Genomic DNA, 13008 nt, shown 5'->3' with positions numbered 1-13008 from the left:
GGAACGAAGCCGTGGGCTCGCTGAAGATCGAGAATGTGAAGAAGGCTTTCGGGCCGGTCGAGGTGCTGAAGGGCATCGACCTTCAGGTCAGTGACGGCGAGTTTGTCGTCTTCGTAGGCCCGTCCGGCTGCGGAAAGTCGACGCTGCTGCGCGTCATCGCCGGGCTGGAGGATTCGACCTCCGGCCGCGTGCTGATCGACGGCGCGGACGTTTCCGTCACGCCGCCGGCGAAACGCGGCATCGCCATGGTGTTCCAGACCTATGCGCTCTACCCGCATCTGACGGTAAAGAACAACATGGCGCTGGGCCTCAAGCAGGCCGGCACGCCGGCGGCCGAGATCGAGCGCCGCATCAAGATCGCCTCCGCCATGCTGTCGCTCGAGCCCTATCTCGAGCGCCGGCCGGCGGAGCTCTCGGGCGGACAGCGCCAGCGTGTCGCCATCGGCCGCGCCGTGGTGCGCGAACCGAAGCTTTTTCTCTTCGACGAACCGCTGTCGAACCTCGACGCGGCGCTGCGCGTCAATACTCGGCTGGAGATCGCGCAGCTGCACCGGCGGCTGAAGGCGACGATGATCTATGTCACGCATGACCAGGTCGAGGCGATGACGCTGGCCGACAAGATCGTCGTGCTCAATGCCGGCCGCATCGAGCAGATCGGCAGCCCGATGGAGCTCTACAATTCCCCGGCCAACGAGTTCGTCGCGGGCTTCATCGGCTCGCCCAAGATGAATTTCATCGACGGCGCCAGGCTCGGCGAAACCGCCAAGACCATCGGCGTGCGGCCGGAGCATCTCACCGTCGATACGAAGTCCGGCGCCTGGAAAGGCACGGTGGTGCATGCCGAGCATCTCGGCGCCGACACCAACCTCTATCTCGACTGCGAGAAGGCGGGGCTGATCACCGTGCGCATCTTCGGCGTCTACAACGCCGAGCCGGGCGCGACGCTCTACACGACGCCGGATGCGGCGAAGACGTATCGGTTTGGGGCTGATGGGAAGGTGTTGAAGTAGATTGGCACTTCTTTCCTCTCCCTCCGGAGGGGGGAGAGGTGGCGCCGCGAAGCGGCGACGGAGTGGGGAAGGCCTAAAACCCAAGTCGAAGCCGCGTGGAACCGGGACGCCAGTACGGCGGCCCCGGCAGACGGACGAATGATGAATTCTTTGGATCCTTGATGTTGGTCTTGACGAGTGGTCGAGCCCCACTCCGTCTCGGCTTCGCCGAGCCACCTCTCCCCCGATCGACGGGGGAGAGGAAGGGCGCGAAACCGCCTTCTCTCCTTGCCAAGAGGAGAGAACGAAGAAGTCCCCTTACTCGTCCGCCTTGAACGTCTGCTTCTGCTGGCCCAGCCCCTCGATGCCGAGCTCCACCACGTCGCCGGCCTTCAGGAACACCGGCGGCTTCATGCCCAACCCGACGCCGGGCGGGGTGCCGGTGGAAATGATGTCGCCGGGGTGCAGCGACATGAACTGGCTGAGATAGGACACCAGATATTTCACGCCATAGACCATGGTCTTGGTCGAGCCGTTCTGCATCGTCTTGCCGTTGACGGTCAGCCACATCTTCAGGTTCTGCGGGTCGGCGACCTCGTCCTTGGTGACCAGCCACGGGCCGGTCGGGCCGAACGTGTCGCAGGACTTGCCCTTGGTCCACTGGCCCTGGCGCTCGGCCTGGAAGGCGCGCTCCGACACGTCATGCGCAACGGCGTAGCCAGCGACATAGTCCAGCGCGTCGTCCTCCGAAACATATTTCGCGGTCTTGCCGATGATGACGGCGAGCTCGACTTCCCAATCGGTCTTTTCTGAACCGCGCGGGATCAGCACGTCGTCATCCGGCCCGACGATCGCCGAGCTTGCCTTCATGAAGATGATCGGCTCCGGCGGCACGGTGGCGCCGGTCTCGGCGGCGTGGTCGGAATAGTTGAGGCCGATGCAGATGAACTTGCCAGTGCCGGCGACGCAGGCGCCCAGGCGCGGCTTGCCGGAGACCACAGGCAGCGACTTCGGATCGAGCTTGGAGAGCATCTCCAGCGAGGCCGGATGAAGCGCCGTGCCGGCGATGTCGGCGACATGAGCAGAAAGGTCGCGGATATTCCCATCCGCATCAAGCAGGCCGGGCCTCTCGCTGCCAGCTTCGCCATAGCGCAACAACTTCATCTCAACGTTCTCCACCTTGCGGCCAGGGGCCGGTTTTGCAAACTGCCATCAAAGCCAGCGGACCCTAGTCGCCGACCACACCGGCGGCAAGCGAGCCTTGCCGCTTGCCGATCAAATCGTCGATATTTTCAGATGTTTCGATGCGACCGCCTCGCCGATATCCGAGCCTTTCGTCAGATCGACCAGCCGCCGTCGATGTTGTAGGCCTGCCCCGACGTGTAGGTTGCGCCGGCAAGGTAGACGGCGAGATCGGCGATCTCCTCCGGCGTGCCAAGCCTGCCCATCGGCTGGCGGGCGATGAAGGCCGCGCGGGCAGCCTCGTAGTCGCCCTGCGCATGCATGCGGTCTTGCAGCGACGGGCTTTCGACCGTCCCCGGGCAGATGGCGTTGCAGCGGATGCCCTTGGCGACATAATCGGCGGCGACCGCCTTGGTCAGGCCGACCACGGCCGCCTTGGTAAGCCCATAGACGAAGCGGTTCGGCACACCCTTCTGCGAGCTTGCCAGCGAGGCCATGTTGATGATCGAACCGTCGCCGCGTTCCAGCATGCCCGGCAGCACGGCGCGGATGGTGCGGATCATCGAACGCACATTGAGGTTGATCGCGAAATCGAGATCCTCTTCCTTCATCTCGAGAATCGAACCCCCATGCACGAAGCCAGCGCAATTGAACAGGACATCGACCCGGCCGATCTCGGCGAAGGCGGAGGCAACGGCCGCGTCGCTCAGCACGTCGAGCTTGCGAGTCTTGATGCCGGGCGTCTTGCCAAGTTCGGCCAGCAGCGGCTCGTTGATATCGGTGGCGTGAACGGTCGCGCCTGTCTTGGCGAATGCCAGCGCGCTCGCCCGGCCGATGCCTTGCGCCGCCGCGGTGACGACAACCACCTTACCCGCCAGATCCGCCATGTTTTTTCTCCTCGCCTGCCTGGAGCGTTTCGCCGTTCTCACAGCAACGGCAAACCGCTCCATCTCCTGTTTTGACGCAATCCCGGCGGAAAACCGTTCCCGCCTGGAATTGCTCTGCGTCCGCGTCTATCGACGGGCCATCCCGGCGTCGTGTGCCAGACAGCCGGCATCGCGCTGTCAGATTTCCGTTTCACACATAAAGATGTTTTTTCTCGTTAAAGAACACACGAGCGAGCGTCAAGTCCGAACGCCATCACCTTCACGACAACGGCCGGCATGACTCCGCGTGGCGTGCTTCAGGCGAGAGGAATCAGTCGCCGTAAGGCACCCAGACGTTCTTGACCTCGATGGCGCGGCGCAGGAAGGCCTCGCCGGCCGCCTCGTTCGAAGCCCAGTCGAGGCTGCGGCCATTGCCGGTCCAGACGCGCTTGAGATTGCCGATCGAATCCGCTTCCGCCTTGGCACAGGTGTCGGCATCCGCGAACACCCAGAGCCCGTCGACATCGTCATGCTTGGCCAGCACGCCGGCGAGCTCGGCGCTGCGGCCGGTGACGATGTTGATGGCGCCGGCAGGCACGTCGGAATATTCGATCACCTGGTAGAGGTCGGTTGCCAACAGCGGATGCCGCTCGGAGGGGACGGCGACAACGGTGTTGCCCATGGCGAGCGCCGGCGCGACCAGCGAGATGAAGTTGAGCAAAGGCTGGTTGTCCGGCGCAACGATGCCGACGACGCCGACCGGCTCGTGCAGCGCAAGCGTCACGACACGGGCCGGCGGCTGATGGACGCGGCCCTCGAACTTGTCGGCGAGGCCGGCATAGAGGAACAGCCGCTCGATCGACTGCTCGACCTCTTCGCGCGCGACCTTGGCGGTGACGCCGGTGAGTTGCACCAGACGCGCGGTGAACTCGTCGGCGCGGCCCGAAAGGTTCTCGGCGAAATAATAAAGCACCTGGCTGCGATTATAGGCGGTCGCGTCCGGCCAGGCCTTGCAGGCGCGGGCAGCGGCGACGGCGTCGCGGATATCCTTGCGGTTGCCGAGGCCGACTTCGCCTGCGAGCTTGCCCTTGGCCGACGCAACGGCCAGAGAATAGTTGCCGTCCGGCCGCGCCTGCTTGCCGCCGATGAACAGCTTTGCCGTGCGGTCGATGGCCGTGCCGTCGGCCTGCTCGACCGGTTGCGCCGAGCCGGCTGCGGCCGGCTTGACGACAGGCCCGACAGGCAGCTTCGCCGCCAGATACTCGAACATGCCCTCGCGGCCGCCTTCGCGGCCGAAGCCGCTTTCGCGGTAGCCGCCAAAGCCGCAGGCGGCGTCGAACATGTTGGTGCCGTTGACCCACACGACACCGGCCTTCAATTGCGGCGCGACATGCAGCGCTAGGTTGACGTTCTCGCTCCACACCGAAGCAGCCAGGCCGTAGCGCGTGTTGTTGGCGAGCTCGATCGCTTCCTCGGTGTTGCGGAAGCTCATCGTCGCCAGCACCGGGCCGAACACCTCTTCCTGCGCCAGGATGTTAGCCGGCGAAACACCTGTCGCCAGCGTCGGCAGGTGATAGTAGCCTGTCGTCGGCACGGCAGCGTCCGGCTGCCAGCAGACGGCGCCCTGCTTGGCGCCCTCGGCGAGCAGGCCCTTGACGCGGTCCAGTTGGGTGCGATCGACAAGCGGGCCGATATCGGTGTTCTTGTCGAGCGGGCTGCCGACGCGCAGTCGGCTCATCCTGACCTTGATCTTGGCGATGAAGGCTTCCGCAACGCCTTCCTGCACCAGGAGACGCGAGCCGGCGCAGCAGACCTGGCCCTGGTTGAACCAGATGCCGTCGACCAGGCCTTCGACGGCGCTGTCGAGGTCGGCATCCTCGAAGACGATGAAGGCCGACTTGCCGCCGAGCTCGAGCGACAGTTTCTTACCCGATCCGGCGGTCGCCTTGCGGATGATCTTGCCGACTTCCGACGAGCCGGTGAAGGCGATCTTCTGGACGCCCGGATGGTTGACGATCGCTGCGCCCGCCTCCGGCCCGCCCTGGACGATGTTGACGACACCTTTCGGCACGCCGGCACGCTCGCATATCTCGGCGAAGAGGATAGCGGTAAGCGGCGTGAATTCGGCCGGCTTCAGCACCACGGTGCAGCCGGCGGCCAAGGCCGGCGCGATCTTCCAGGCCAGCATCAGCAGCGGGAAGTTCCACGGGATGACCTGGCCGACGACGCCGACAGGCTTGTGGTCGGGGAAATCCTTCTCGAGCGTCTGCGCCCAGCCGGCATGGTGGATGAAATGGCGGATCGCCAGCGGCACGTCGATGTCGCGACTCTCGCGGATCGGCTTGCCGTTGTCGATCGATTCCAGCACCGCGAACAGGCGCTGGTGGCGCTGCATGGCGCGGCCGATGGCGTAGAGGACTTTTGCGCGGGTGTAGCCGGAGGAAGCCGACCATTTCGGCAGCGCTTTTGCAGCGGCCGCGACCGCTGCGTCGATATCGGCGGCGCCAGCATCCGAGACCTTGGCCAAAAGCTTGCCGGAGGACGGCTCGCTCGTCTCGAACGTCTTGCCTCCGGCCGCTGCTTTCCAGGCGCCGTCGATGAACAATGCCTTGGAGAAATCGCGCGAGGCCAACCAGGCATCGGCCTCGTTGCGGGCTTCCGGCGCCGGGCCGTATTCCATGGCGTGATAGCGTTCGAGGATGTTCATGGGGCGCACTCGTAGCTTACGCCATCGCGTGGCGATGGTTGGCCGAATAGTGGCCGGTCAAATGATGTTCGAGCTGGCGTTCGATATCGGTGAGCAGGCTGGAGGCGCCGAAGCGGAACAGATCCGGCTCGAGCCAGGGCCGGCCGAGCTCTTCCTTCATCAGCACCAGCCAGTCGAGCGACACCTTGGCAGTCGAGATGCCGCCGGCCGGCTTGAAGCCGATGAGATAGCCGGTCTCCTCGAAATAGGCGCGGATGGCGCGCACCATGGCAAGGCCGACGGGAAGCGTGGCGTTGACGCTTTCCTTGCCGGTCGAAGTCTTGATGAAATCGGCGCCGGCCATCATCGCCACCATTGAAGCGAGCATCACATTGCGCAGCGTGGAAAGGTCGCCGGTGCCGAGGATGACCTTGAGATGCGCGTCGCCGCAGGCGGCGCGCATCGCGACGATCTCATTGAACAGCTCGCGCCATCTTGCGCCGTAGACCAGGCCGCGCGGAATGACGACATCGATCTCGTCGGCGCCGTCCTTGACCGAGGCCTCGATCTCCTGCAGGCGGGTCGACAGCGGCGCAAGGCCGTGCGGGAAGGCGGTGGAGACCGCCGCGACGTGGACGCCGGTGCCGCGCAGGGCATCGACCGCGGTAGCGACGAAGGGATGATAGACGCAGACCGCGGCCGGACGGATGGTTTCGCCCGCGATGCCGAGACCCTCGACGATATCGCGGCGCAGCGGGTTGATCGCCTTGGCGCAGAGCCGGCGCACCCGCTCGTCGGTGTCGTTGGAGTTCAGCGTTGTGAGGTCCATGCAGGCGATGGCCCGCAACAGCCAGGCGGCCTGGTTGTCGGCCTTGATCGAGCGCCGCTTGGTGAGCGTCGCGACGCGACGCTCCAGCGCCGAGCGGTTGACGCTGCGCACCGATTCCAGAAAGCCGAGATCGAGCTTCATGCCGGGGTTGCGGGCGATGCCGTGTTCCAGCGGCAGCGGCGTGTTGGCGGCGGCACGCGCCGGCAGCGGCATCACCTTGGACGCGCCTGCGCCTGCACCAGCCTCGCGGATCGTGCTGCTCATCTCCTGCCCTTTCAATCAGCGACCTCTGCCGAAGATAACCCGTGAAGCAGCGCATCACGAGTCCTTCAAAGGGTCATAATGGAAAAAGCCCGCTCAGGCAGCAGATTTTTGACCGCATGGTCAAACCGGCCGACGCGTGCCTCAGCCGACGAAGGCGCGCTCGACGACGAAGCTGGCCGGGTGGCTCAAGGACCCTTCCTGGAAGCCGAGGCCTTCGGCGAGTTCCTTGACGTCCTTCAGCATATGCATCGAGCCGCAGATCATGATGCGGTCGGTCTCGGGATTGAGCTTGTCGATGCCGAGGTCGGAATAGAACTTGCCCGAGCCGATCAGCGCGGTGATGCGGCCCATGCGCGCCGACTCTTCCCGCGTCGTCGAATTGTAGAGCGTGACGCGGCCGCCGGTCAGCTCGCCGATCAGCGGGTCGCTCTCGAGCCCTGCGACCAGTTCCTGGCCATAAGTGAGCTCGGCATTGTCGCGGCAGGTATGGGTGAGGATGACCTCGTCGAACTTCTCATAAGTATCGGGGTCGCGCAGCAGGCTGGCGAAAGGCGCGATGCCGGTGCCGGTCGAGATCATGATCACGCGCTTGGCGGGCGTCAGCGCATCGAGCACCAGCGTGCCGGTCGCCTTCTGGCGCATGATGACGGTGTCGCCGACCTGGATTTTTTGCAGCTCCGAGGTCAGCGGACCGTCCGGCACCTTGATCGAGAAGAATTCGAGCTCATCATCCCAGGCGGGGCTGGCGACGGAATAGGCGCGGAAGATCGGCTTCTCGGCATTGGGCAGGCCGATCATGACGAACTCGCCGGAGCGGAAGCGCAGCGACTGCGGGCGGGTGATGCGGAAGGAGAACAGACGGTCGGTGTAATGCTTCACCGACACCACGGTCTCGGCATAGACATTGGCCGGGATCGGGAACTGCAGCGGCCTTGCGCCGGCGACGTTCAACGCGGATGTCGTGTTCATTCCAACCCAACTTTCCGGCCCGGACGAAACGCACCGGGCGCCAAACTTTCTCCTGCGCGTCCGAACGGTCAGGTCCCGACGTGCCCGCTGCACATTGCCAAGCGGTAAGCTCTTGTGTCCCAAACTTATTAGTATACAAATGATCTTGAGGTCAAGATGGCGACGTAAAACGCCTTTCCAAACCGAGGCATATCCGTAGTCCTGGCATTTCGGGTTTCGGCAATGAATGAGAAATTTTCGGCGTCGGCCGGAAGCGTGGTAGCAGGCATCGATGTCGGCGGCACCTTCACCGACCTGTTGCTGATCGACGGCAAGGCCGGCGGCAAGGTCCATATCGCCAAGACCCCGACCACGGTGGAAAACCAGGCCTTCGGCGTGGTCGCCGCGCTCGGCGCGACCGGCTTTCCGATCGACGGCATCGACCTCATCGTGCATGGCACGACGACCACGACCAACGCCGTGCTGGAGCGCCGCCTGGCCCGGACCGGCATGATCACCACGCGCGGCTTTCGCGACGTGATCGAGCTCGGACGGCGCACGAGGCCGCAGGCTTATGGTATGACGGGCACGTTTGTCCCAGTCATTCCCCGCGACCTTCGGCTCGAAGTGTCGGAACGGGTCGAGGCTTCGGGCGCCGTGCGCATTCAACTCGACGAAGCCGAGATGCGCGATGCGGTGAAAAAACTGCTCGACGCCGGCTGCGAGTCGCTCGTCATCCACTTCCTGCATTCCTACGCCAACCCCTCGCATGAGCGGCGCGCCGCCGAGATCGCGGCAGAGCTCTGGCCGAACGGCCATATCACCACCGGACATGCGCTGCTTTCGGAAGCGCGCGAGTTCGAGCGCGGCGTGACGGCAGCGGTCAACGCCTCCGTGCAGCCGATCCTCGAGCGCTATGTCGAGCGGCTGCGCAGCGAACTGGCGGCAAAAGGCTATGCCCGCGACTTCCTGATCATGAACGGCAATGGCGGCATGATCTCGGCCCGCTTCGTCACGCTGGAATCGGCCAAGACGGTAATGTCCGGACCGGCCTCGGGCGTGATTGCCGCCGCCTATACGGGAAAGCGCGCCGGCTTCGGCAATCTTGTCACCTATGACATGGGCGGCACCTCGACCGACGTGGCGCTGATCCGCAACGCCGAACCTGCCGTGTCGAACGAGATCGAGATCGAATATGCGATGCCGATCCATGTGCCGATGGTGGCGGTGCATACGGTCGGCGCCGGCGGCGGCTCGATCGCGCGCGTCGACGCAGCCGGGCTGATCCAGATCGGCCCGGAAAGCGCCGGCGCAAACCCAGGCCCGATCTGCTATGGGCGCGGCGGCAGCGAGCCGACCATCACCGACGCCAATCTGGTGCTCGGCCGCCTGGCGCCGGAGAAATTGCTCGCGGTCGACAATCCGGTCACCGTCGAACGCGTCGGCGGCATTTTCGAGGAGAAGATCGGCAAGCGCACCGGCCTTTCCGGCGTCGAGGCGGCGGGCGCGGTGCTTAGGCTCGGCAATATGAAGATGGCGGGCGCGATCCGCATGGTCTCGGTGTCGCGCGGCCATGACCCACGCGATTTCGCGCTGTTCGCCTTCGGCGGCGCCGGACCGCTGCACGCGACGGCGCTTGCCCGCGAGCTCGGCCTCCCGCGCGTGCTGGTGCCGGCGCGCCCGGGCATCACCAACGCGCTCGGCTGCGTCGTCGCCGATCTCCGGCACGACTTCGTCAACACAATCAACCAGCCAGTGAAGCTGCTCGACGAAGCCATGCTTCGCGAGGTGTTGGAACGGCACCGTAACGAAGGCGAGGCGCTGATCGCCAAGGAAGCGGTGAAGCCCGACGCGATCCGCGTCACCCATTCGGCCGACATGCAGTTCGTCGGCCAGACGCATATCATCAACGTGCCGCTGCCGTCATCCTCGGTTTCACGAGAAACACTGCAGCTTCTGTTCGAAAAGGCCTATTTCGCGCGCTTCAAGGTCGAGCTCCCGGAAATCCGCGCCAACCTCGTCAACCTCAACAGCTCGGTCATCGGCGTGCGGCCGCAGATCGACCTCTCGCGGCTGATCGATCCGGCAGGGCGCGCGGCGACGCTCGAGGAGGCACGGCGCGAAATCCGGCCGGTCTGGTACAATGGGCGCTGGCACGACACGCCGGTCTATGCACGCGAAAAGCTGCCGCTCGACGCAACAATTGTCGGGCCGGCGATCCTTGAGCAGATGGATGCCACGACCGTGCTCGAACCAGGCGACCGGGCGCGCTCGGATGCGGACGCCAACATCATTATCGACATCGGCGAGGCCTGAGATGGCAAAGCTCGACACGATCACGCTTTCGGTGCTGCAGGCTGCCCTGCAGCAGGTCTGCGACGAGATGGACCTCACCTTCTCGCGCGCGGCCTTCTCGCCGGTCATCGCGGAAGCCAACGACCGCTCTGACGGCATCTATTCGGCCGTGGACGGCTCGCTGATCGCGCAAGGCAGCCAGGGCCTGCCGGTCTTCGTCGGCGTCATGCAATATTCGACCAGGATGGTGATCGAGATGATCGCCGACGGTCGCTGCCTCGCACCGGAGCCGGGCGACATCTACATTGTCAACGATCCCTATCTCGGCGGGACGCATCTGATGGATGTGCGCTTCGTCATGCCGGCCTATCGCGGCGGCAAGATCTTTTGCTGGCTTTCCAACACCGGGCATTGGCCGGATATCGGCGGCTCGGTGCCTGGCGGCTTCTCCGCTTCGGCCACTGCCGTCGAGCAGGAAGGGCTCAGGCTGCCGCCGGTCAAACTGTTCAAGAGGGGCGTGCTCGATCCCGAGATCTACGCCATCATCTGCTCGAACATCCGCGTCGCCGACCAGCGTATCGGCGACATCCGCGCACAGGCGGCGGCTTTGCTGATTGGCCAGGACAGGCTGAACGAAATCCTGGATCGTTACGGTGACGAAACCGTCGTCGAGGCGATCGCGGAATTGCGCCACCGCGCCGCCGAGCAGATGCGCGCCTCGATCGCCGTCATACCCGACGATACCTACCGCTCTCAGGCCTTCGTCGATTCCGACGGCGTGGTGAACGAGCCGCTGACCATCAATCTCGCCGTGGAGAAAAAAGGCGACACGCTGACCTTCGATTTCGCCGGCTCGTCGAAGCCATGTGCAGGCCCGATGAACAGCGTGCTGGCGACGACCTTGTCGTCGGTCTATCTCGCCATGCGGCATATTTTCCCCGAGGTGCCGATCAGCGCCGGCGCCTTCGAGCCGCTGACCGTCAAGCGGCCGGAAGGAACCTTCCTGGACGCGAAATATCCTCGGCCGGTTTCGGGCTGCGCGGCGGAGGTTTCACAGCGCATCGCCGAGGCGGTATTCGCGGCGATGGTGCAGGCATTGCCGGAGAAGGTGACAGCCGCACCCGCCGGTTCCAGCGGGAATTTCGCGCTCGGCGGCAATGATCCGGCGCGCGGGCGCGACTATGTCATGTACCAGATTTCCGGCGGTGGTTATGGCGGCAATGCCAGCCATGACGGGTTGAGCAATGGCTGCTCGACCATCGGCATTTCGAAATCGCCGCCGGTCGAGATCATGGAGCAGGCGTTTCCGGTGCTCTACCGGCACTACGCGCTGCGCGAAGGCTCCGGCGGCGCGGGAAAACATCGCGGCGGCTTCGGGCTTGCCTATGAGGTTGAAATCCTGCGCGGCGAGGCCCGTGCTTCCTTCGTCATGGACCACGGCCGCTTCGGCCCGCAGGGCGCGCTCGGCGGAAAGGACGGCGCGCCGAACAGCGTGACCGTGTTCCGGAACGGCGAAGCGCATGTGCCGCCGCATCTTTCCAAGGAACAGGACATCGCGCTGAAAGCCGGCGACCGCGTGCGGGTCGGCACACCGGGTGGCGGCGGCTATGGCGACCCGCGCGAGCGCGACCCGAAGCTGGTCGCCGAAGATATCAGACTTGGGTACTATACGGCCGAGCAGGCCAGGGAGATGTTCGGCATAGTTGTTTCTTCGCCGCCGGCCGCTCCTCGGCTGTAGTATCAATACATTATATGTGGCTAAAATAACTACCCGTTTGGGACTTCAGACATGAACCAATCGGATAAGGAGATATTAAGTCGACAATTATAGATAGAAACCCTCGATGACGTTTCGGGGGGCGATTGTGGAGCTATCCGGCGATTTACTTGAGAATGCAAGTTCGCCAGACCGTGCGCGATGGCAACTTGGTCGGCTCGTGCGTTCCCCCGAATTGGGCAATGTTCCGCAAAAGCTGTTCGGGCTGTGCCTGGTCTATATTACCGTGGCGGCGCTGATCTGGCCGTCGGCATATTCCGCGATGACAGAGATGTACTTGCTTCGGCTTTTCGTCTTTGGACCGCTCAGCTTTCTGGCAGTGGCGATCCCAATGGCGATTGCCCTGTCGCCGAAGGCTCCGGTCACATTCATCGCAATGTCGATCCGCACCAATGGGCTGCGGGCGGCGATTGTCGTGATCATGTTCATGCTGATGCTCTCCGCGTTCACGACCTACAAGGTGAACATACCCGACGTCGTCCCCTTTTACTGTGACAAAGCCCTGGCCGATTTCGGCGAACTGCTACACGGCCAGGCGCCATGGCGCATCGCTCACGCATTCGACTCCGACCTTCTGGCGACGATCGTAGCGATGACCTATGCCAGACTCTGGTTTCTCGAATGGTTCGGCTTGGTGTTTTTTGCAGCGCTACTCGCCAACCAGCCGGTGCACCTGCGATATCTCGCCGCGATGGCCCTTGTGTTTATGGTGGTCGGAACGGTCATGGCGACGTTGTTTTCCTCCGTCGGCCCGATCTTTTACAACGAATTGGTGGGCGGCGATCGCTATGCTGAGCTTCTGGACGTGTTGAAGCAGCGGCCCTCCAACGAGCACGTGCTATCTTATTCCAGCTACCTTCTTGCCACCTATAGGAACGACATGCCGGCGCTTGGTTCCGGGATTTCCGCCATGCCCAGCATGCATATGGCGGTCGCCACGCTGAACGCGTTTTACCTTGGGCGGCTCAATCGCTGGCTCGGCATTGCAGGCTGGGCATTCGCGATCGTCATCCTGTTCGGTTCGGTCTATACGGGCTGGCACTATGCTGCTGACGGCTACGTTTCGATGCTGATCGTGGCCTTGATCTGGCGGCGCACCGCAAGCATCAGCGACGGCAAGAGGGTGACGGGTGCATGGTCCTCAAAGCCGGTAGCCGAAACCGCATCCTGAC

9 protein-coding genes are annotated in these 13008 nt (G+C 64.0%); 4 read left to right on the top strand and 5 right to left on the bottom strand.

Going from position 1 to position 13008, the window contains the following annotated elements; genetic code table 11:
• Nucleotides 1-11 precede the first annotated feature (11 nt).
• Nucleotides 12-1010 carry an ABC transporter ATP-binding protein gene (locus FJW06_RS22540; protein WP_140754630.1) on the top strand — a complete coding sequence of 333 codons (999 nt, stop codon included), beginning with the start codon at nucleotides 12-14 and terminating at the stop codon, nucleotides 1008-1010.
• A 297-nt stretch (nucleotides 1011-1307) separates the two neighbouring features.
• On the opposite strand, the gene FJW06_RS22535 is transcribed toward FJW06_RS22540, so the two are convergent.
• The 5 genes from FJW06_RS22535 to FJW06_RS22515 form a co-directional block, all read right to left on the bottom strand.
• Nucleotides 1308-2153 carry a fumarylacetoacetate hydrolase family protein gene (locus FJW06_RS22535; RefSeq protein ID WP_140754628.1) on the bottom strand — a complete coding sequence of 282 codons (846 nt, stop codon included), beginning with the start codon at nucleotides 2151-2153 and terminating at the stop codon, nucleotides 1308-1310.
• A gap of 173 nt (nucleotides 2154-2326) precedes the next feature.
• Complete coding sequence (locus tag FJW06_RS22530) at nucleotides 2327-3058, bottom strand: SDR family oxidoreductase (protein ID WP_140754626.1); 732 nt, start codon at nucleotides 3056-3058, stop codon at nucleotides 2327-2329.
• 310 nt (nucleotides 3059-3368) lie between these two features.
• Entirely contained in the window at nucleotides 3369-5744 is a 2376-nt protein-coding gene (locus FJW06_RS22525; RefSeq protein WP_140754624.1) for an aldehyde dehydrogenase family protein, read from the bottom strand.
• A 16-nt stretch (nucleotides 5745-5760) separates the two neighbouring features.
• Complete coding sequence (gene deoC, locus FJW06_RS22520) at nucleotides 5761-6816, bottom strand: deoxyribose-phosphate aldolase (protein ID WP_140754622.1); 1056 nt, start codon at nucleotides 6814-6816, stop codon at nucleotides 5761-5763.
• 141 nt (nucleotides 6817-6957) lie between these two features.
• Nucleotides 6958-7785 (bottom strand): ferredoxin--NADP reductase, encoded by an 828-nt coding sequence (locus FJW06_RS22515; protein WP_140754620.1) that lies wholly within the window; start codon nucleotides 7783-7785, stop codon nucleotides 6958-6960.
• A 222-nt stretch (nucleotides 7786-8007) separates the two neighbouring features.
• Here FJW06_RS22515 and FJW06_RS22510 point away from each other — a divergent pair, with 222 nt between their 5' ends.
• The 3 genes from FJW06_RS22510 (at nucleotide 8008) to FJW06_RS22500 (ending at nucleotide 13007) form a co-directional block, all read left to right on the top strand.
• On the top strand, nucleotides 8008-10080 hold the full coding sequence (locus FJW06_RS22510) for a hydantoinase/oxoprolinase family protein (RefSeq protein WP_140754618.1): 2073 nt from the start codon (nucleotides 8008-8010) through the stop codon (nucleotides 10078-10080).
• 1 nt (nucleotide 10081) lies between these two features.
• Nucleotides 10082-11797, top strand: coding sequence for a hydantoinase B/oxoprolinase family protein (locus FJW06_RS22505; protein WP_140754616.1), 1716 nt, complete (start codon nucleotides 10082-10084; stop codon nucleotides 11795-11797).
• Between the two features lie 106 nt (nucleotides 11798-11903).
• Nucleotides 11904-13007 carry a phosphatase PAP2 family protein gene (locus FJW06_RS22500; protein WP_140754614.1) on the top strand — a complete coding sequence of 368 codons (1104 nt, stop codon included), beginning with the start codon at nucleotides 11904-11906 and terminating at the stop codon, nucleotides 13005-13007.
• Nucleotide 13008 lies beyond the last annotated feature (1 nt).

The sequence above is a fragment of the Mesorhizobium sp. B4-1-3 genome (assembly GCF_006439355.1).
GTDB lineage: Bacteria > Pseudomonadota > Alphaproteobacteria > Rhizobiales > Rhizobiaceae > Mesorhizobium.
Note: the sequence above shows the minus strand (reverse complement) of the source record. Positions and strands in the feature narration are given on the sequence as shown.